Here is a 21150-nt window from a genome sequence, read left to right on the forward strand (position 1 = left end):
TGCGAGATACATCTGTTTAAATAGAAAAAAACTAAAGGTCAAAGAGTTGCGTGACATTAAAAAACATCTGTTCTGAAATAAGAACGGCTGATTTTTTTTGTAAATCTGCCATTTTTTCTATGATATTGGGCAAAATTAATGGGGTATTGCGATTATTTCGACTACTTTTGGGTGCCATCGAAGGTGAATCTGTTTCTAAAACGAATGACTCTAACGGTAAATCAACCACGGTTTGTTGTAACTTAGGTGCATTATCATTGAGTAATTGACCGCCTATGCCTAACTTGTAACCTAAATTTACATACTGCCTTGCTAGCTGCGGTCCACCGTAAAAACCATGAACGACCCCTTTTCGTGATGGGCTCTCAGTTTTAAGACACTTTAGGATCTCATCATGGGCTTTAACAGCATGCATTATGAGAGGTAGATCAAATTCCTTTGCTAGACTAATTTGAGATCTAAAGAGCTCTATTTGTGTAACGAAATTACCTTTATGTAACTTATCAAGCCCACATTCACCCACCGCAACTAAACTTGCATCATCTTTATGCCGCTCAAGCAAGGCTCTTAAGTTCCGCATATCTTTCGGCGTTACACCTTCACAGCTCCAGGGGTGAATGCCTAATGAGTAGTAACAACCATATTGCTTAGCTATCTCTATCTGTTTTTTCCACTTATCGGGGGATACGGCAGGGATCAGCAACTGTTTAATGCCGACTCGATGCATCTGCTCAAACAGAGAGTCTCGGTCGTTATCAAATTCGGGAAAATCCATGTGCGCATGACTATCAATAATGGGCAGCATAAGCGTTACTGGTTATCCTTATATGATTTTAGGCTCACTGTAACTGTTTCTTTTGATTGTAAGGGCTGGTCAACTTTCGATTTTATGCTCGTCAACTTAAGTTTAGGATCCGACAAGCGGGGCGCACAACTACGACGATTCTCGGGTGTTAAGCCCATGCTGTCACACCATCTGATATATCTTGCCCAAATCGCGCGAATAAACTTCATATCAGCCTCCTGTAACCTTATTTGAGTTTATCCTAACTAATATGGGTTACCAATATAATTGAAAAGATGAAAACTCAGCGATGTAAAAAGCAAAACCCCAGGCAGAGCCTGGGGTTTTTAGTATTGAATAGTTAACCGCGTATTAGTTTTCGCGCGTCTTAGCAAATTCAATATCTGGGTAACGCTCCATCGAAAGATTGAGGTTAACCATGGTTGGTGCGATATAAGTCAGGTTGTCACCACCGTCTAACGCAAGATTTTGGCTACACTTACGTTTGAACTCATCAAGCTTCTTATGATCATCACAGTACACCCAACGCGCTGTGGCAACACTGATCGCTTCGTAAATCGCTTCAACCTTATATTCGGTCTTTAGACGGCCTACAACCACTTCAAACTGCAGTACACCCACAGCGCCAACAATTAAGTCATTGCTATCGAGTGGTCTAAATACCTGTACAGCCCCCTCTTCAGAAAGCTGAACAAGACCTTTAAGCAACTGCTTTTGCTTAAGTGGGTCTTTTAGACGAATACGACGGAACATCTCAGGTGCGAAGTTAGGCACCCCGGTAAAGCGAAGTTTCTCACCTTGGGTAAAGGTGTCACCAATTCGAATCGTGCCGTGGTTATGTAAACCGATAATATCGCCTGGGTAAGCCGCTTCAGCTCGGTTACGATCGCCAGCCATAAAGGTCAAAGCATCGCTCACGTTAACGTCTTTACCTAGACGCACATGATGCATCTTCATGCCCTGCTCGTAACGACCAGAACAGATACGCATAAAGGCAACACGGTCACGATGCTTAGGATCCATGTTCGCTTGGATCTTAAATACGAAACCGCTAAACTTTTCTTCTTCAGGCTGCACATCACGCACTTCAGTTTCACGAGGTTGTGGTGTTGGCGCCCACTCAACGATACCGTCAAGAATATGGTCAACACCAAAGTTACCTAACGCAGTACCGAAGTAAACAGGTGTCAGCTCGCCTTTTAAGAACAACTCATGGTCAAATTCGTGTGATGCACCAACAACCAACTCCATCTCATCTCGGATATCAGCAGCATAACTACCAATCGCTTCATCTAGTTCAGGGTTATCTAGCCCCTTGATGATCCGAGAGTCTTGGATAGTGTGCCCCATACCACCTTGATAAAGGATCACTTCATCACGTAGCAGGTGGTAAACACCTTTAAACTCTTTACCCGCGCCAATTGGCCAAGTAATAGGAGCACACGCAATATTGAGCACTTCTTCGACTTCATCCATCAGTTCGATAGGATCACGAATATCACGGTCAAGCTTGTTCATGAAGGTAACGATTGGCGTATCACGCAAACGGGTCACTTCCATTAACTTAATGGTACGTTGCTCAACACCTTTCGCAGAGTCGATAACCATTAGACATGAGTCTACCGCCGTCAAAGTACGGTAAGTATCTTCAGAGAAATCTTCGTGACCAGGCGTGTCTAGCAGGTTAACGAGTGCGTCGTGATATGGAAACTGCATCACAGAGGTTGTAATTGAGATCCCGCGATCTTTTTCCATCTCCATCCAGTCAGACTTAGCATGCTGACCTGACTTTTTGCCTTTTACCGTACCCGCTTTCTGCAGCGCGTTTCCGAATAAAAGAACCTTTTCAGTAATGGTGGTTTTACCCGCATCTGGGTGAGAGATGATGGCAAAAGTGCGACGTTTGTCGACCTCAACTTTATAGCCTGACATGTTTACCTGTAATTCTGGGAGTTCACAAAGGCCGCAATTATAGCCCCTCACCTATCTTTTAGCTACCAAACAAGGGCGTAAAATAAGGATGTCCGCAATTTGTAATTCAAGCGCAATAAAAAAGCCTCCCGTAGGAGGCTTTTAAAGCTAATTAACTTTAGTTTGTTGTCGCTTTTAATGCTTCATTGGTTCTAGCTAACTCAAGCCTTGCATAACGGTGCTCAACAAAGTCATAGATGTTGGTTGCCAGTGCTAACCTAAAGTAGTTAGCGGCCTCAGCGTTATCGCCACGCTTTTGCGCAATCTTAGCCATATAGAAGTAGGCCTCACAGAGTCGCTCTGCATATTCATTAGGATGCTTTAATCCCTCTTTTGCGAGATTGAATACCTCTTCCTTACTCTTTTGCCCTAAATAGTAATCGACCAAGGCACTTGACCAGGCGTTAGGCTGAAGGCGCTTACGATTCTCCGTTAGCTGGGCTTGTGCACCTTGCTCATCAACCTCGCGCTCGGCTAAATAAAGCCACAATACTCTATACCCATCAGACGGGTCTCGGTCATAAAAGGCACTCATATCCGATACGGCGAGTTCCATACGCTCACCATAATAAAGCGAAATACCGCGGTTAAGATAAGCATAATCGTAATCTGGCGACAGCTCTAATACTGCATCGAATGCTTCATAGGCACTTTCGAACTCACTTTCTTGGGTGTAATAGATCCCAAGGAAATTATAAGCATCGGCTAAGTTAGGCTGCAATTTTAACGCTTGATGGAAATCGATACGGCTTAATATACGCAGGCCGACACGATCATAGATAACACCTCGGTCATAATGAAAACGCGCACGCTGCTCTGGCGTTAACTCCACCGAAGCCAAGATCTCATTCAACTTAGCTAAGGTAATTTCTAACTTATAATCGGGCGAAACAGGGGCAACCCTTATCGATGCTTGCTGATCACTATCTGGCTGAGTAGATACACATCCTGTCAGCAGCATACTCACACTTGCCATAGCCAATACCACGGCAGTTCGTATCTTTTGATTCATCCATTTAACCTTTTGATTTCGCCAATAGCACCAATCATAGCAACCCCTTATCACTACTGCTATCAAGGAATTGAAAATATTCCACTTAATGTAGATTAATTCAACACCCTATTAAATTGCAGACATAAAAAAGGAGGCCAATGGCCTCCTTTTCATTCAAAGTGCGAGTGCTTATTCAGCAGCTGGCGCTTCAGCTTTAGGTGTCGCTTCTTTCATAGAAAGACGTACACGGCCTTGGCGGTCAACTTCCATCACCTTAACTTTAACTTCTTGACCTACTTCTAGGTAGTCAGACACATTAGCAACGCGCTCTTCAGCGATTTGAGAAATGTGTACTAGACCATCTTTACCTGGAAGAATCGTTACGAATGCACCGAAGTCTACGATACGAACAACTTTACCGTTGTAAACAGTACCTACTTCAACTTCTGCAGTGATCTCTTCGATACGACGGATAGCTTCTTTAGTCGCTTCACCGTTTGAAGATGCAATCTTCACTGTACCGTCATCGTCAAGCTCGATAGTCGTACCGGTTTCTTCAGTAAGTGCACGAATAGTCGCACCACCTTTACCGATAACATCACGGATCTTCTCTGGGTTGATCTTGATAGTCGTGATGCGTGGAGCGTGGTCAGAGATATCTTCACGGTGACCTGAGATAGCTTGGTCCATTACGTTTAGGATATGAACACGTGCGCCGTAAGCTTGCTGTAGAGCAATCTGCATGATCTCTTTAGTGATACCTTCGATCTTGATATCCATCTGCAGTGCAGTAATACCGTCGCGAGTACCCGCTACTTTAAAGTCCATGTCACCAAGGTGATCTTCATCGCCTAGGATGTCAGAAAGAACTACGAAATCGTCGCCTTCTTTAACTAGACCCATAGCGATACCAGCTACAGAAGTCTTGATTGGTACACCTGCATCCATAAGAGCAAGAGAAGTACCACAAACAGACGCCATAGAGCTTGAACCGTTTGATTCAGTGATTTCTGATACGATACGAACGCTGTATGGGAACTCTTCAGCTGTAGGCATAACAGCGTTAATACCACGCCATGCTAGCTTACCGTGACCAATTTCACGACGCTTAGGAGAACCAACCATGCCTGTTTCACCAACAGAGTATGGAGGGAAGTTGTAGTGAAGCATAAAGCGGTTAGTAGACTCGCCCATGATGCTATCAATCTTCTGTGCATCACGCTCAGTACCAAGGGTACAAGTTACTAGTGCCTGAGTTTCACCACGAGTGAACAGTGAGCTACCGTGTGTACGAGGAAGTACACCCGCCATAACGTTAAGAGCACGAACCATATCTGGCTCACGACCATCGATACGTGGGTTGCCAGCGATGATGCGGCTACGAACGACTTTCTTCTCTAGGCTACCAAGAAGGCCATCGATTTCGCGTAAATCAGCGTCTGCGTTTTCAGCCAATAATGCTTCTTTAGCAGCATTCTTAACGACACCGACCTGAGCGTAACGATCTTGCTTAACTTCGATTTGGTAAGCTTCAGTTAGACCAGCTTCAGCCAAATCTTTGATCTTAGCAACAAGCTCTTGGTCTTGAACTGGTGCAGTCCAATCCCATACAGGCTTGTTAACTTCAGCTTGTAGCTCTTTAATTGCTTTGATTACAACTTGCTGCTGATCGTGGCCATAAACAACCGCGCCTAGCATGACTTCTTCAGGCAGTGCGTTTGCTTCAGACTCAACCATTAGTACTGCACTTTCAGTACCTGCAACAGACAGCTCAAGCTGACTATCAACTAGCTGAGAAACTGTTGGGTTAAGAATATATTCGCCATTAACATAACCAACACGCGCAGAACCTAGCGGACCATTAAATGGAATACCAGAGATAGATAGTGCTGCAGAAGTACCAATCATAGAGATAACTTCTGGGCTGATTTCTGGATCGACAGAAACAACAGTGATGATTACTTGAACTTCGTTCTTGAAACCGTTCGGGAATAGTGGACGGATTGGACGGTCAATTAGGCGTGCTGTTAGCGTTTCACCTTCTGATGGACGACCTTCACGCTTGAAGAATCCACCAGGGATCTTACCTGCTGCGTATGTTTTTTCCTGGTAATTAACGGTTAGCGGGAAAAAGTCACGGCCTGGCTCTTCAAACTTCTTGCCAACAACAGTAACCAATACTGTTGTATCACCCATACTTGCCAAAACAGCTGCATCTGCTTGACGTGCAATAACCCCAGTCTCTAATGTGACTGTGTGCTGACCATATTCAAAACTCTTTACGATTGGATTCACGTGAACCATTCCTTAATATTTAATTACCTTAATTACGCGCGTAAGTATACTGCAAGTTTATTCAATAGATAAAGAGAATAGATTGATGACAAAGCACAATCTTTTCTCTAAAGTGAATCAATTCGTCAGTTACCAACGTAACACTAGCTGGCCACCAACGTGCAAAAGAAGCCTAAGCCATTGATACAAGGGAAGATAATTGATGAAGGAGAGTTTCAAATCGCTCACATGGAAACAGACATTCTTACTCGTTTCTTCCACTTTATTTTTTGCCGTGGCAATCTTTTTAATTGAAATTTTTCTACTCGTTACTGAAGCGCGAGAGGAGCTCAGCAAGACCCAACATGAGCTAATCGATTCTGTTGAGCAACCAGCGACGAATGCGATTTGGGCTCTAGATAATTTATTAGCGGCGCAAACCATTCAAGGGATCCTAAAAGTAGAGCACGTTGGATCAGCAATATTGGAACTTGAAGACGGAAGTCGCTTTGTATCAGTCAATAATGGTGCCCCCGCGGTTAATCTAGAGTTTTTTACCCATCTCAGTGCCGAACTGTTTGGCGATCTAAAAGAAATTTCTCGTTCCTTATATCGGCCCTACTACACTGATGTGAATGGCGATAGAGAGCTTATAGGTACCTTAACCGTCTTTTACGACACGCAAGAGCTGACCAACTCTTTAATTTCGAGTCTCAGGTTTAACCTTTGGGCCACCTTAGCAAGGGCTTTTTTGTTGACTCTTGTTTTATCGATTGTCTTCCACCGTTTTCTCACCCAGCCTATCGCTAAGATAAGCGACGCTATCGATAAAATAGATCCTGAGTCCCCGGCTAAACACCTACTTCCTGTCACTCGTTCCCATAGCAATGATGAACTTGGAATGGTCATCTCCAAGCTCAACCTGATTTTAATTCAGTTCGACGCGACGCAAAATAAATTACGCAAAATGGCTACCCGAGATCCTCTCACGGGCTTACCTAATCGAACCCTGCTCCTAGAAACCATCACAGTAAATATTCAGCGAGCAAGAGCACAAGAAGGCCGGTTTGTCTTACTGTTTATTGACTTGGATCGTTTTAAAAACATCAACGACTCCTTAGGGCACGACATTGGGGATCAATTTTTGGTTCGAGTGGCTCGTAATCTCGAGCTTTTTGCTGGCCAGGTAGGCACAGTATCTAGGCTAGGCGGCGACGAATTTGTGGTATTAGCTGATGGCATTCAATCACCAACACTTGCGGCGGAATTTGTAGATAAATTACTCGTTCAACTCAACGCGCCTATGCAGCTTAATGAACATACAGTCCATCCAGCAGCTTCTGTAGGAATCGCCATCTACCCCGATGACGGCCTGCGAGCAGAAGATCTTATTCGCCACGCAGATATCGCCATGTATAGTGCCAAAGCTGCGGGTTCGAATCAGTGGGCATTCTTTAAACCACAGATGACGGAGCGAGCAGCGGTGCGCTTAAGAACCGAAGCCTCCCTGCATGATGCCCTAGAAAATAATGAATTCTTACTCCATTTTCAGCCAAAATTGGATCTTAAAAGTGGAGAAGTCGTTGGTTGTGAAGCACTGATCCGCTGGCAAAAAGAGGGGCGTCTTATCAGCCCTGCCTCATTTATTCCAGTTGCCGAGGAAACCGGGATAATCATCCCCATTGGCCGCTGGGTCATAGAGCAGAGCTGTAAAATCATTCAAGAGTGGAAAGTTAAATATAATCTTTCCATGCCGATAGCAATTAACGTCTCCTCTCAGCAGTTTCAAGACGCAAGCCTAGTACCGGATATAAAACAAGCTGCATTGCGCTACCAAATAGCCCCAGAGCTATTGGAAATAGAGATTACTGAAACTTCTCTGATGAACGATATTGAGTCTGCAATCATTAAACTGAATCAATTAAAATCAGCTGGGTTTGGTATTGCGGTAGATGATTTTGGCACAGGTTACTCCTCTCTGTCTTATCTACGTCGTCTGCCGATAAGCACCATGAAAATTGATCGTGGCTTTGTTTCCGATCTACCTGGTGACAGTGCGATAGCATCGACGATTTTAATGCTAGGAAAACAACTCAAACTGAGCATTGTCGCTGAGGGAATCGAAAATGAGCAGCAACTCGAATGGTTACAAAAACGAGGCTGTGAGATAGGCCAAGGCTTCTACTTTAGTAAGCCTCTAGCAATAGACAGCTTTGAAGCCAAATATCTGGTGCCAAACCACATTGCTATCGAAACCAGTAGTTGAGTATGCAGTGTTAACAGCTACAGTTTGCCATTAAGCAACTGAGGTTTAACTGTATTAAGAAATGCCCGTATCAAACAGGCACAAAAAAAGGAGGCATAGCCTCCTTTTAATAGATCAGACGTTAAAATTAACGACGTAGACCTAACTTCTTGATTAGCTCTTGGTAACGTACGTTTTCAGTACGCTTAAGGTAAGCAAGAAGCTTACGACGAGAGCTAACCATACGTAGTAGACCACGACGTGAATGGTGATCGTGGATGTGCTCTTTGAAGTGACCTTGTAGGTGGTTGATTTGTGCAGTTAACAATGCAACCTGAACTTCAGTAGAACCAGTGTCGTTTTCGCAACGACCGAATTCAGCTAGGATTTGAGCTTTAGCTTCAACACTTAGTGACATTTCTATCTCCAAAATATTACATTAAAATTCTTTAGCCGATCACTAACTCAGCCAAAGGGGCGCGCCATTCTACCTATTTAGACAATAGGTAGCAAGACTAATGTCGGATTAATCTCCTTAATTAGTCTTGTTGCTCCCTTAATACAATAAGGCGCTTAGGGGCCAGTAAGCCGTCATCGTTCATCTGACCAATACCAACAAACTGATGTGATTCACCTATAGTGATCCGTACCAGCTCGTCAACAGGTAAATTAGCCACCTGAACAGGATTACCGTTCATCAAGTAAGTCGCTAACTCATCAGAGACGTTAATCTCTTTAAAGCCACTTACCGCTGTATCCATAGGCAATAACAGTGGGTCTAGCACCTCTGCTAACGGTAAAGATTCGGCATCGGCCTTAGCAACTAACTCTTCTAGCTGCTTAAGCGACACCATCTTATCGTAGGGGTAGCCAGCAACTTGAGTACGGCGCAACATAATGACATGCGCGCCACAACCTAGCATCTCACCTAAGTCATCGGTGATAGTGCGGATATAAGTGCCCTTTGAACAATGAATATCTAAGGTTAATTCATCACCTTCAAGGCTGATAAAGTTAAGCTCAAACACATTGATTGGACGTGCCTCGCGAGGAACTTCAATGCCTTCACGGGCATACTTATACAAAGGCTGACCTTGGTACTTTAGTGCCGAATACATTGAGGGAACTTGCATCGTCTCACCGCGAAAATGTTCCAGAGCCGTATCTAACTGCTCTTGAGTGAAGTTAACTTCTCTCGTTTGAACAACTTCACCGTCTGAATCACTAGTATCGGTACGTTGACCAAGCTTAGCAGTCACCAAGTAACGCTTATCGGCATCGAGCAGATGCTGAGAAAACTTAGTCGCTTCACCTAAACAGATTGGTAACATGCCAGTGGCTAATGGATCCAGAGCACCAGTATGGCCCGCTTTATTTGCATTAAAAAAGCGCTTCACTCTTTGTAGAGCAAAGTTTGAGCTCATGCCGGTGTCTTTATCTAACAGTACAATACCGTCGATAAAACGGCCGCGAGAACGACGTGCCATTATTTGTCGCCCTCTTCCTTGCTGTCTTGCTCAGCATCCGGCTCAATGCCATGTTGCTTCTGCTTTGCTTCATCATTGCTGATAACGCGGCTAACAAGGTTAGACATGCGCATACCTTCAACCAAAGAGCTATCGTAGATAAAGCGCAGTTCAGGCATCACGCGCAATTTCATGCGGCCAGCAACCAGTGAACGGATATAACCTGCCGCGGCATCTAATGCTTCTACTTTCTGTTCAACTAGCTTTACGTCTTCTTCGAAGAAGGTCACGTAAACTTTTGCGTAGTTTAAATCGCGAGAAACATCAACGTCATTGACTGTGACAAACCCAATGCGCGGGTCTTTCATATCACGCTGAAGAACAACGGCTAGCTCTTGTTGTAGCTGCTGTGCAATACGGCGTGTACGACTAAATTCTTTTGCCATAATATTATTGCCATAAATATTAAGGGCGGCTTGCGCCGCCCTTATAACTAATAAGATAGATTACAAGGTACGTGCTATCTCAACGGTTTCGAATACTTCAATCTGATCGCCAACTCTGACGTCATTATAGTTCTTCACACCGATACCACATTCCATGCCGTTACGAACTTCGTTAACGTCATCTTTAAAGCGACGAAGTGATTCAAGCTCACCTTCGTAGATAACAACGTTTTCACGTAGTACGCGAATTGGAGCGCTACGCTTGATGGTACCTTCGGTAACCATACAGCCCGCAATTGCACCAATCTTAGGAGACTTAAACACGTCGCGAACTTCAGCAAGACCGATAATTTCTTGTCTGAATTCTGGTGCTAGCATGCCGCCCATCGCGTCACGAACTTCATCGATCAACTGATAGATGATGCTGTAATAACGCAGATCAACACTTTCGCTATCAACAACTTTACGCGCCTGTGCATCAGCACGAACGTTAAAACCAACCATGATAGCGTTAGACGCTGCAGCTAGAGTTGCATCAGTCTCAGTCAAGCCACCTACACCGCGAGCGATGATGTTAACTTTAACTTCGTCTGTAGATAGCTTCTCAAGTGAGTCAGCAATCGCTTCAAGTGAACCTTGAACGTCAGCTTTAAGTACCAAGTTAAGCTCTTGAACTTCACCTTCAACCATGTTGGCGAACATGTTTTCAAGCTTAGACTTCTGCTGGCGTGCAAGTTTAACATCACGGAACTTACCTTGACGGTAAAGTGCAACTTCACGTGCTTTACGCTCATCACGTACTACTGTCGCTTCGTCACCCGCTGATGGCACACCTGATAGACCTAAGATCTCAACAGGGATAGATGGACCCGCTTCAGTGATAGACTTACCGTTCTCATCTTTCATTGCACGGACTTTACCGTACTCTAGACCACATAGAACGATATCGCCTTGCTTAAGCGTACCTTCTTGTACAAGTACTGTTGCAACTGGACCGCGGCCTTTATCAAGCTTAGATTCAACAACAACACCAGCAGCCATACCTTCACGAACAGCTTGAAGCTCTAGTACTTCTGCTTCAAGAAGGATACCTTCTAGTAGCTCATCAATACCTTCACCCGTCTTAGCTGAAACGTGAACAAACATGTTGTTTCCGCCCCAATCTTCAGACATTACGCCATGCTGAGAAAGCTCAGACTTAACGCGATCAGGATCTGCCTCTGGCTTATCAATCTTGTTAACTGCAACAATCAGAGGCACACCACCCGCTTTAGCGTGTTGGATAGCTTCGATTGTTTGTGGCATCACGCCGTCATCAGCCGCAACCACAAGAATAACGATATCGGTCGCCTTAGCACCACGAGCACGCATAGCGGTAAACGCCGCGTGACCAGGAGTATCTAAGAAGGTGATCATACCGTTGTCTGTTTCAACGTGGTACGCACCGATATGCTGGGTAATACCACCCGCTTCGCCTGAAGCTACTTTCGCGCGGCGAATGTAGTCAAGAAGCGATGTTTTACCGTGGTCAACGTGACCCATGATGGTAACAACTGGTGCACGTGGCTCAACTTTAACGTCGCCGTTACGGTCAGCAAGTACTTGATGCTCTAGCTCGTTCTCACGAGTTAGTACAACTTTATGACCCATTTCTTCAGCAACTAGCTGTGCAGTTTCTTGGTCTAGTACTTGGTTAATGGTAACCATAGAGCCCATCTTCATCATCTGTTTGATGATTTCAGTGGCCTTGATAGACATCTTAGAAGCAAGCTCTGCAACAGAAACTGTTTCACCGATACTTACGTCAGCCTTAACAACTGCTGCTGGCTTAGTGAACGCGTGGTCCATTGACTCAGGAGCAACGCTACGGTTGTTACGTGAGTTACGTGGGTTACGGCTATCGCGACGGTTATCTTTACCACCGCGCTTACCTTTACCTTTACCAGCTGGGCTGCCGCTATTCGCGTCATTACCCGCTTTTGCAGCAGGCTTACGTGGGCGACGACCGCGCTTTTCTGCGTTTGCGTCTGCAGTATCTTCGGCCGCACGCGCTTCTGAAGATGTTGTCACATGGTGATCAACACTCTTCTCAGCTTCTTTACGTGCTTTCTCTTCTTCTGCCCAACGCTTCTCGTTTTCTTCAGCTAAGCGACGTGCTTCTTCAGCAGCAGCGCGAGCTTCTTCGTCAGCCTTAGCTTTCGCAGCAGCTTCTTGAGCCGCTAACAATTTAGCTTCTTCAGCTTTAGCTTCTTTGTCGTCTGCAGTTTCTGCTACTGGCTTAGCGACTTGAGCTTTAGCCTTAGCTTCTGCCTCGGCTTTAACCTTTGCTTTCGCTTCAGCATCGGCTTTAGCCTTTGCTTCAGCTTCTGCCTTAGCTTTCGCCTCTGCTTCTGCAGCAGCTTTAGCTTCCGCTTCAGCCTTAGCGGCTAATTCAGCTTCAGCCGCTGCATCGCGCTTAACGAAAGTACGCTTCTTACGCACTTCAACTTTAACGTCTTTTGATTGACCGCCGCTACCCGCCACGCTCAATGTCGAAACTGACTTACGCTGTAACGTCATTTTCGTTGGTGCTGAATCGCCACCATGCTGCTTCTTAAGAAAATCAAGTAGCTGCTGTTTCTCTGATTCAGAAACGGTATCCGTTGCAGTTTTCTTTATACCAGCTTGTGAAAACTGCTCGACCAAGCGTTCAGCGCTTTTCCCTACTTCTTTGGCCAATTTATCTACTGTAGTATCTGCCATCTATAAAACTCCCCTCTGCTGATCGACTTATGCTTCTTCGCCAAACCAACAGATATTACGGGCAGCCATAATTAGCTCACCTGCTTTTTCTTCTGTTAATTCTTCTATTTCGATCAAATCATCAATGCCTTGTTCGGCTAAGTCTTCAAGCGTAATTACGCCTTTGCTTGCCATTACGAATGCCAAGTGTCTATCTAGACCTTCTAACGCAAGAAGTTCTTCACTTGGTTCAGCACCGTCAAGTGCTTCCTCAGTCGCAAGTGCGCGAGTAGAGATCGCCGCCTTGGCGCGCTCTCTTAATGACTCAACGATATCCTCGTCGAATCCATCAATTTCTAGTAATTCTGATTCTGGTACGTAAGCAATCTCTTCAAGAGAAGTGAAGCCTTCGTCAGAAAGCAGTTGTGCAAACTCTTCATCAACGTCTAGTGCTTGGATGAATAGGTTCACCACTTTAGCGCTTTCAGCCTGATGCTTAGCTTTCATGTCATCAACTGTCATTACGTTTAGTTCCCAACCAGATAGCTGAGTGGCTAGACGAATATTTTGACCATTACGACCAATTGCTTGCGCTAAGCTGTCTGCTTCAACGGCGATATCCATTGAGTGGTTATCTTCATCAACGATGATCGATGCCACGTCAGCAGGAGCCATACAGTTAATAACGTACTGTGCTGGGTTATCATCCCAAAGCACGATATCAACACGCTCACCACCAAGCTCGTTTGATACAGCTTGAACACGAGCGCCACGCATACCAACACACGCACCGATAGGATCGATACGACGGTCGTTAGACTTAACCGCAATCTTAGCGCGAGAACCTGGATCACGAGCAGCGCCCATGATTTCGATCATCTCGTCTTGAATTTCAGGTACTTCAACGCGGAATAGCTCAATCAGCATATCTGGCTTAGTACGAGTCAAGAACAGCTGTGCACCACGTGCTTCTGGACGTACAGAGTAAAGCAATGCACGAACGCGGTCGCCAGGTCGGAATGATTCACGAGAAATCAAATCTTCTTTAAACAACACACCATCTGCGTTGTTACCTAGATCAACAACCACACTTTCACGGTTGCTCTTCTTAACGACACCAACAATCAATTCACCTTCACGGTCACGGAACTGATCAACGATCTGCGCACGCTCAGCTTCACGTACTTTCTGTACGATCACTTGCTTAGCGGTTTGAGTAGTGATGCGGTCAAATGCAACTGAGTCAATTTCATCTTCGATGAAACCGCCTAGCTCAACTTCTGGATCATCAAACTTTGCTGCTTCAAGCGTAATTTCGCGGAATGGGTTCTCTAAAGGAACACCTGCGTCTTCTACAACCATCCAACGACGGAAAGTTTCATACGCACCGGTTTTACGATCAATAGCAACACGAACGTCGATATCACCTTCGTATTTTTTCTTGGTTGCTGTGGCTAGTGCAATTTCCAGCGCTTCGAAAATCTTCTCGCGCGGTACACCTTTCTCATTTGAAACCGCCTCAGCGACTAGCAGAATCTCTTTATTCATTGTCTTGCCTCGTTCACCTTGAATTCATCAAAACTTAGCGATTAAGTTGCCTTTACGGATATTATCCAAAGCAACGATCAGTTCGTTCCCATCTACCGACAGATTAAGCATTTGCCCATCAACGCCAGTAACGGTGCCTTTTAAATTACGACTGCCTGCGACAGGCATCGTTAATTGTACTTTTACGGTCTCACCGATGTAGGCCTTGTACTGCTCAGCAGTAAACAATGGTCTATCTACACCAGGAGAAGAAACTTCTAGTGTGTATTCTGTTGAAATTGGATCTTCAACATCCATTACGGCACTGACTTGGCGGCTGGTTTCGGCGCAATCTTCAATGAAGATGCCTTTCTCATTGTCTATATATAAACGCAAGATAGAATGCTTGCCTGCTTGAATATATTCCAAACCCCAAAGCTGATGCCCTAATGCTTCAACTGGCGCTTTGAGCATCTCTACCAGTTTGCGTTCTAATGTAGCCAAGGTTAACCCCCAGAAAAACAAAAAAGGGCCTAATAGCCCCAGTACACGTCACCCTCGGTGACAGGTTTTATAAGCTCCAGATAACAAAAAACCCCGTAATGACGAGGTTGATATATCCAGAACCTGTAACAGCATAGAAATAAATTTCTTTACTGGGAAGCTGGTTGCGGGGGCCGGATTTGAACCGACGACCTTCGGGTTATGAGCCCGACGAGCTACCAAACTGCTCCACCCCGCGACAACTTGTGCAAGTATATTGAGAAACCTCTCAACTTGCAATAATAAAGGGCTCTTTAGCCACTTTATTATCCTCGATTCCGTCGTTAACGAAATCAGGGATTTGGTGCGGATGGAGGGACTTGAACCCTCACGAGCATAGCTCACCACCCCCTCAAGATGGCGTGTCTACCAATTCCACCACATCCGCATAAAACCGTATTGTTGACTGTTTTTCCTTGCTGCCACTTTGAGAGGTTAATGGCAGTTTTACAGTCGGTATCAATCGATATCGATTGATACCATCATAAGTTAACTTATGATTTAGTCAGGGATCTTATCTTCTGACTTTTCAGCTTCTTGCTGAACTTGTTCTACAACTTGAGCTGCATCGCTTCCTAAATCGTCCCATGCACCTTCTGCTTTAGAGTGATTTGCACTTAAGTTACCGATAGTAAGACTTAGTGCGAAAAACGCTACCGCTAGAACCGCAGTTGAACGAGTCAAAAAGTTACCAGAACCAGATGAACCGAACAGAGTACCTGAAGCACCGGCGCCGAAAGAGGCCCCCATGTCAGCACCTTTACCTTGCTGGATTAAGATCAGGCCAACTAGACCAATCGCAACCAACAAGTAAACAACCATTAGAACTTCATACATATTATGCGCTCATCGCTATCGTACATAAACTGAGAAATTCGGTAGCATTGAGGCTTACACCGCCAATCAAACCACCATCTACATCAGGTTGAGCAAACAAGTCTGCTGCATTACTCGGTGTTACGCTACCACCGTACAAAATCCTGATGTTTTCTCCGATAAATGGAGATACTTCAGAGAGGCGTTTGCGAATAAACGCATGAACTTCTTGAGCCTGCTCTGGCGTAGCACTCTTACCAGTTCCTACTGCCCATAATGGCTCGTAGGCGATAATCGCGTTGTCAAAAGCCATGGTGCCATTCTTTTCGATGACCACATCTAACTCTTCAGCAATCACTTCAAAAGTGCGTCTTGCTTCACGAGCTGGACCCGACTCACCAACACATAAGATTGGGGTCAAACCGTGCTTCTGAGCTGCAGCAAATTTCTCTGCTACAATGTTGCTCGTCTCTCCGTACATACGGCGACGTTCTGAATGTCCGATAATAACATATCGACATCCTGAATCTTTTAACATCTGACCAGATATTTCACCAGTATAGGCACCGAAGTCATGCTGACTTAGGTTTTGAGTTCCCATTCTGACTAAGCAACCGTTTAAGGTTTCTTTGTTTTCATCTAGTAGCTGTCGAACACTTTCTAAGTAAATAGAAGGTGGACACAAGACCACTTCCACTGAATCATCTTGGAGCTTGGTAGCGAATTTTTTGAATAGCTCTTGCGCTAACTGCGCACTGCCGTTCATTTTCCAATTACCAGCAACCATGGGACGTCTGAGTGCCATTACTGTCTCCTTTGAAAGCGGCGTGAATAATAGCGAACCACTTGTGAAGTTACAATACCTAAAGGTGTTATTTTTTCATAATATCGGCGAGAACGCGCACTTTTTACACGACCACCTTTGCAATGACACGATTAAACATCAATTTGCAGAATATTTAATCGCGTCATAGGTTAACACCTTAGTTAATCCATTAATTACTAAACTAAATTACGTACGGCATCGGCAATATAATTAGCATATTCAGTCACTGCAGCTTGGTCATCACCTTCAACCATCACTCGCAGTAGAGGTTCAGTACCAGACTTACGCAGTAATACTCGTCCACGAGCTCCTAGCTTTTGCTCAACCTCTGCTTGTGCAGCAAGCACGATCTCTGAAGACAGTGGATCGTTGTCTCCTTCGAATCGAACATTGACTAACACCTGTGGTAGCATCTTAATCTCAGCAGTTAACTCTTCTAGAGTGGCGTTTTGACGCTGCATCGCAGCTAACACCAAAATCCCCGCAACGATACCGTCACCAGTCGTACCATGATCTAAGTTCAAGATATGACCTGAATTTTCACCACCAATACGCCAATCATGCTCTTTTAGTAGTTCCATCACATAACGGTCACCCACTTTAGAGCGAACAAATGGGATCTCGAGTGCTTGTAGCGCTAGATCTAGGCCTAGATTTGACATCAAGGTGCCAACCACCCCACCGCGTAGCACACCACGTTTTTGTGCATCACAGGCTAAGATATATAAGATCTCATCGCCATCGATTACGCGTCCATGACGGTTAACCATCATGATTCGATCGCCATCACCATCGAGCGCGATACCTAAATCAGCATTTTCAGCCAATACGGTCTCACAGATCTGTGCCATAGATGTCGCACCGACTTTATCGTTGATATTCAACCCATTTGGCTTGTCACCAATCGCAATCACTTCCGCGCCAAGCTCTCTGAAGACACTCGGTGCGATATGGTAAGTTGCGCCGTGAGCACAATCGACAACAATTTTTAGTCCGCTTAACGTCTGCTCCGCTGGGAAGTGACTCTTACAGTATTCAATATAACGACCCGCAGCGTCGTCGATACGATTAACCTTGCCAAGTAAGTGAGACTCAACACAGGTCAGTGGCTTTTCAAGCTCGGCTTCAATTTCAAGTTCGACTTCATCATCGAGCTTGCTACCATCGTTGGAAAAGAACTTAATACCGTTGTCATAATAAGGGTTATGGGAAGCACTGATCACAATTCCTGCCTCGGCGCGGAATGTACGAGTCAAATAAGCAACAGCTGGCGTTGGCATAGGACCAATCAACATCACATCGAGACCAGCAGCTGAAAGCCCAGCTTCTAAAGCCGACTCAAACAGGTAACCAGAAATACGGGTATCTTTACCTATAATCACCTTCTGGGTACCTGAGCGAGATAATACTCGACCAGCAGCCCAACCAAGCTTCAGTGCAAGCTCTGGGGTCATCTTACCCGCGCCGACTTTGCCACGAATACCATCTGTACCAAAAAATTGTCTCTGTTTCACTTGAACTCCAAACTCAATAACGAGGAAGAAATAAATCCGTCATTTCTACCATAAAAACACTAACCTCAGCTTAATGACCTTTGTATTTAAGGGGGTTAAGCTAAAGCCTTATAATCTTTTGTTGCGTTTAATACTGCTATCATATCTGCGGTTTCTTGCACATCATGCACACGCACTATCTTTGCACCCGCTTGTATTGCCAGCATATTACCAGCAAGTGTGGCACTTAATCTTTGTGATACCTCACGCCCAAGTAATTGACCGAACATACTTTTACGCGATAACCCTGCCAACACGGGTAAGTTGAAGCTTGAGAACTCAGCCATCCGATTGAGCAACTCATAATTATGAGCGAGTGACTTACCAAAACCAAAGCCAGGGTCTAGCACAATATGCTCTCGTTTTATTCCAGCGGCAATACAGATATCGATTCGTTCGCTAAAAAACGCACTGATATCGCTCACCACATCATCATAATGGGGCGCATTCTGCATGGTTCTAGGCTGTCCCTGCATATGCATCAAACATACTGGTACATCTAACTTGGCCGCCACAGCTAACGCTCCAGGCTCCTGTAGCGCTCTGACGTCATTAATTAGATGTGCGCCAGCCTTCACCGCAGCCTCCATCACGTCAGCCTTACTGGTGTCGATAGAGATCCACACATCATGATTGTGACTAACATATTCAATTAAGGGCAGCACGCGCGCTAACTCATCCTCAATCGAAACCTCTTTCGCTCCGGGACGGGTCGATTCACCACCGATATCGATAATTTTAGCGCCCTGCGCTACCATCAAGTCGACTTGCTCACAAGCGGTTGCAATCGATGAGTATTCGCCGCCATCCGAGAAAGAATCAGGCGTAACATTGAGGATCCCCATCACTACAGGAGAGCTCAAATCAAGCTGGTTTTGACCACTGGTTAATATAGACAAAATAAAGTTCCGTAAACAAGAAAACCCCTAGACGGGGTTTTCTTTATCAAACTAAAAATTACTTAGCTGGAGATTCGTCAGCATCACTGACATCTGGCTTATCTTCTTTAGTTTCCTTGATCTCTTCTTTCTTTTCAGATGAAGTGTTATTGCTGTCATTATCGTTAGACAGATCATCTTTCTGCCATTCAGCAGGCATACGCACTTCGCGACGAGCCATCAAGTCATCGATCTGTTCAGAGTCGATAGTCTCATATTTCATCAATGCATCTTTCATCGCATGAAGAATATCCATATTTTCGGTTAAGAAAGTATGAGCTCTACCGTAATTGGCATCGATAAGCATCTTCACTTCTGCATCGATAACACGAGCAGTATCATCAGACATATGCTGAGATTTACCCATGCTACGTCCTAAGAATACTTCGTTCTCATCTTCAGCGTAAAGTACTGGCCCTAGCTTCTCAGAGAAGCCCCATTGAGTCACCATGTTACGCGCGATAGAAGTTGCATACTTAATGTCTTGTGATGCACCGGTAGACACTTTCTCACTACCGTAAATCAAATCTTCAGCAATACGTCCACCGTAGGCAACCGAGATCTGACTCTCAAGCTTACGACGGCTCTGACTAATTGCATCCGCTTCTGGTAGGAAGAAGGTCACACCAAGCGCGCGACCACGTGGAATAATAGTCACCTTATGCACAGGATCGTGCTCAGGAACCAAACAACCCACAATCGCATGACCCGCTTCGTGATAAGCGGTCATCTCTTTCTCTTCTTCCGACATCACCATAGTGCGACGCTCAGCGCCCATCATGATCTTGTCTTTAGCACTCTCAAACTCTTCCATACCGACTACACGGCGGCTGTTACGGGCAGCAAACAAGGCCGCTTCGTTAACTAGGTTTGCAAGGTCAGCACCTGAGAAACCTGGGGTACCACGAGCGATAACACTAGCTTTGACGCCATCAGCCAAAGGCACTTTACGCATATGAACTTTAAGAATTTGCTCACGACCACGAACATCTGGCAAACCTACAACCACTTGACGGTCAAAACGACCTGGACGTAATAGTGCAGCATCCAGTACGTCTGGACGGTTAGTCGCAGCGATAACGATAATACCTTCGTTACCTTCGAAACCATCCATCTCAACTAGCATCTGGTTAAGTGTCTGCTCACGTTCATCGTGACCACCACCCACACCCGCGCCACGCTGACGACCTACGGCATCGATCTCATCGATAAAGATGATACAAGGTGCAGACTTCTTCGCTTGCTCGAACATGTCACGTACACGTGATGCACCGACACCCACGAACATCTCAACGAAATCAGAACCTGAAATTGTAAAGAAAGGTACTTTAGCTTCGCCGGCAATTGCCTTAGCAAGCAAAGTTTTACCCGTACCTGGTGGGCCAACTAGTAGTACACCCGTTGGGATACGTCCACCTAGCTTTTGGAATTTCGTTGGCTCTTTTAGGTAATCAACCAGCTCTTTAACGTCTTCTTTGGCTTCATCACAACCTGCAACGTCACCAAAAGTCGTCTTGATCTGATCTTCGCTCATCAACTTGGCTTTACTCTTACCAAATGACATCGCGCCTTTACCGCCACCGCCTTGCATCTGGCGCATAAAGAAGATCCACACACCAATCAGCAATAGCATAGGGAACCAAGAGATAAAGATCTGAGTTAAGAACCCTGACTCTTCAGCTTCTTCGCCCTTGAATGTAATCCCCTTGCGATTTAACTCATTAATTAGATCTAAGTCTGGTAACGGCATAACAGTGACAAACTTTTCACCGGTACGCGTTGTTCCCTCAATAGTGCGCTGATCGCTTTTAACCGTCGCAGTACTGACTTGTCCATCTTTAACGTTATCTAAAAATGTTGAATAATCCATCTTCTGTTTAGTCGTAGAAGAGGGGGAATAGCCCTGAAAAACTGACATCAACACAACGGCGATGACAACCCAGAGAATTAAATTTTTTGCCATGTCACTCAAATTACTCGACCTCTTTTAAAGTCTTCCGAAAACTAATGTTAGAGTACTTACGA

General features: G+C 45.1%; 16 protein-coding genes and 2 tRNA genes. 1 reads left to right on the forward strand and 17 read right to left on the reverse strand.

What is annotated here, in order from left to right:
- Positions 1-31: 31 nt before the first annotated feature.
- From JMA39_RS10580 to pnp, 4 genes are all read right to left on the reverse strand, one after another.
- On the reverse strand, positions 32-805 hold the full coding sequence (locus JMA39_RS10580) for a TatD family hydrolase (protein ID WP_202721845.1): 774 nt from the start codon (positions 803-805) through the stop codon (positions 32-34).
- Between the two features lie 351 nt (positions 806-1156).
- A complete protein-coding gene (prfC, locus tag JMA39_RS10585; RefSeq protein ID WP_202721846.1) occupies positions 1157-2737 on the reverse strand; it encodes a peptide chain release factor 3 in 1581 nt (526 codons plus the stop codon).
- A 157-nt stretch (positions 2738-2894) separates the two neighbouring features.
- Complete coding sequence (nlpI, locus tag JMA39_RS10590) at positions 2895-3788, reverse strand: lipoprotein NlpI (protein ID WP_202721847.1); 894 nt, start codon at positions 3786-3788, stop codon at positions 2895-2897.
- Between the two features lie 171 nt (positions 3789-3959).
- The gene (gene pnp / locus JMA39_RS10595; RefSeq protein ID WP_202721848.1) at positions 3960-6065 is read right to left on the reverse strand and encodes a polyribonucleotide nucleotidyltransferase; all 2106 of its coding nucleotides are present in this window, start codon (positions 6063-6065) and stop codon (positions 3960-3962) included.
- 202 nt (positions 6066-6267) lie between these two features.
- Between pnp and JMA39_RS10600 the strand changes: the two genes are divergently transcribed.
- Complete coding sequence (locus JMA39_RS10600; protein ID WP_202721849.1) at positions 6268-8310, forward strand: putative bifunctional diguanylate cyclase/phosphodiesterase; 2043 nt, start codon at positions 6268-6270, stop codon at positions 8308-8310.
- A 127-nt stretch (positions 8311-8437) separates the two neighbouring features.
- On the opposite strand, the gene rpsO is transcribed toward JMA39_RS10600, so the two are convergent.
- The 13 genes from rpsO to ftsH all read right to left on the reverse strand — a co-directional run bounded on the left by rpsO (position 8438) and on the right by ftsH (position 21088).
- Positions 8438-8707, reverse strand: a complete 270-nt coding sequence (rpsO, locus tag JMA39_RS10605) for a 30S ribosomal protein S15 (protein WP_202721850.1) — start codon at positions 8705-8707, stop codon at positions 8438-8440.
- A 121-nt stretch (positions 8708-8828) separates the two neighbouring features.
- Positions 8829-9776: a tRNA pseudouridine(55) synthase TruB gene (gene truB, locus JMA39_RS10610; RefSeq protein WP_202721851.1), complete on the reverse strand. Its 948-nt coding sequence runs from the start codon at positions 9774-9776 to the stop codon at positions 8829-8831.
- Complete coding sequence (gene rbfA, locus JMA39_RS10615; protein WP_202721852.1) at positions 9776-10201, reverse strand: 30S ribosome-binding factor RbfA; 426 nt, start codon at positions 10199-10201, stop codon at positions 9776-9778. Before rbfA ends, truB begins: the two co-directional genes overlap by 1 nt.
- A 60-nt stretch (positions 10202-10261) precedes the next feature.
- Positions 10262-12943 carry a translation initiation factor IF-2 gene (infB, locus tag JMA39_RS10620; RefSeq protein WP_202721853.1) on the reverse strand — a complete coding sequence of 894 codons (2682 nt, stop codon included), beginning with the start codon at positions 12941-12943 and terminating at the stop codon, positions 10262-10264.
- A 27-nt stretch (positions 12944-12970) separates the two neighbouring features.
- Positions 12971-14470 carry a transcription termination factor NusA gene (nusA, locus tag JMA39_RS10625; RefSeq protein WP_202721854.1) on the reverse strand — a complete coding sequence of 500 codons (1500 nt, stop codon included), beginning with the start codon at positions 14468-14470 and terminating at the stop codon, positions 12971-12973.
- 27 nt (positions 14471-14497) lie between these two features.
- Complete coding sequence (gene rimP, locus JMA39_RS10630; protein ID WP_202721855.1) at positions 14498-14953, reverse strand: ribosome maturation factor RimP; 456 nt, start codon at positions 14951-14953, stop codon at positions 14498-14500.
- A gap of 161 nt (positions 14954-15114) precedes the next feature.
- Positions 15115-15191: transfer RNA gene (locus tag JMA39_RS10635), tRNA-Met, on the reverse strand.
- Between the two features lie 103 nt (positions 15192-15294).
- Positions 15295-15380 (reverse strand) — tRNA-Leu (locus JMA39_RS10640).
- Between the two features lie 113 nt (positions 15381-15493).
- Positions 15494-15829 carry a preprotein translocase subunit SecG gene (secG, locus tag JMA39_RS10645; protein ID WP_202721856.1) on the reverse strand — a complete coding sequence of 112 codons (336 nt, stop codon included), beginning with the start codon at positions 15827-15829 and terminating at the stop codon, positions 15494-15496.
- A 1-nt stretch (position 15830) separates the two neighbouring features.
- Positions 15831-16613: a triose-phosphate isomerase gene (tpiA, locus tag JMA39_RS10650; RefSeq protein ID WP_202721857.1), complete on the reverse strand. Its 783-nt coding sequence runs from the start codon at positions 16611-16613 to the stop codon at positions 15831-15833.
- A 197-nt stretch (positions 16614-16810) separates the two neighbouring features.
- Complete coding sequence (gene glmM, locus JMA39_RS10655) at positions 16811-18148, reverse strand: phosphoglucosamine mutase (protein WP_202721858.1); 1338 nt, start codon at positions 18146-18148, stop codon at positions 16811-16813.
- A 95-nt stretch (positions 18149-18243) separates the two neighbouring features.
- Entirely contained in the window at positions 18244-19032 is a 789-nt protein-coding gene (gene folP / locus JMA39_RS10660; protein ID WP_373316329.1) for a dihydropteroate synthase, read from the reverse strand.
- A gap of 112 nt (positions 19033-19144) precedes the next feature.
- Positions 19145-21088, reverse strand: a complete 1944-nt coding sequence (gene ftsH / locus JMA39_RS10665; protein WP_237732769.1) for an ATP-dependent zinc metalloprotease FtsH — start codon at positions 21086-21088, stop codon at positions 19145-19147.
- Positions 21089-21150: the final 62 nt, after the last annotated feature.

Source organism: Shewanella schlegeliana (assembly GCF_016765635.1).
GTDB classification, from domain to species: Bacteria; Pseudomonadota; Gammaproteobacteria; order Enterobacterales; family Shewanellaceae; genus Shewanella; species Shewanella schlegeliana.

Bases quoted from the DNA above. Each gene is read 5' to 3' on its own strand.
- rpsO (WP_202721850.1), bottom strand. From the start codon at position 8,707: ATGTCACTAAGTGTTGAAGCTAAAGCTCAAATCCTAGCTGAATTCGGT.
- nlpI (WP_202721847.1), bottom strand. From the start codon at position 3,788: ATGAATCAAAAGATACGAACTGCCGTGGTATTGGCTATGGCAAGTGTG.
- prfC (WP_202721846.1), bottom strand. From the start codon at position 2,737: ATGTCAGGCTATAAAGTTGAGGTCGACAAACGTCGCACTTTTGCCATC.
- JMA39_RS10600 (WP_202721849.1), top strand. From the start codon at position 6,268: ATGAAGGAGAGTTTCAAATCGCTCACATGGAAACAGACATTCTTACTC.
- folP (WP_373316329.1), bottom strand. From the start codon at position 19,032: ATGGGGATCCTCAATGTTACGCCTGATTCTTTCTCGGATGGCGGCGAA.
- secG (WP_202721856.1), bottom strand. From the start codon at position 15,829: ATGTATGAAGTTCTAATGGTTGTTTACTTGTTGGTTGCGATTGGTCTA.
- JMA39_RS10580 (WP_202721845.1), bottom strand. From the start codon at position 805: ATGCTGCCCATTATTGATAGTCATGCGCACATGGATTTTCCCGAATTT.
- tpiA (WP_202721857.1), bottom strand. From the start codon at position 16,613: ATGGCACTCAGACGTCCCATGGTTGCTGGTAATTGGAAAATGAACGGC.
- truB (WP_202721851.1), bottom strand. From the start codon at position 9,776: ATGGCACGTCGTTCTCGCGGCCGTTTTATCGACGGTATTGTACTGTTA.
- ftsH (WP_237732769.1), bottom strand. From the start codon at position 21,088: ATGGCAAAAAATTTAATTCTCTGGGTTGTCATCGCCGTTGTGTTGATG.
- rbfA (WP_202721852.1), bottom strand. From the start codon at position 10,201: ATGGCAAAAGAATTTAGTCGTACACGCCGTATTGCACAGCAGCTACAA.
- infB (WP_202721853.1), bottom strand. From the start codon at position 12,943: ATGGCAGATACTACAGTAGATAAATTGGCCAAAGAAGTAGGGAAAAGC.
- nusA (WP_202721854.1), bottom strand. From the start codon at position 14,470: ATGAATAAAGAGATTCTGCTAGTCGCTGAGGCGGTTTCAAATGAGAAA.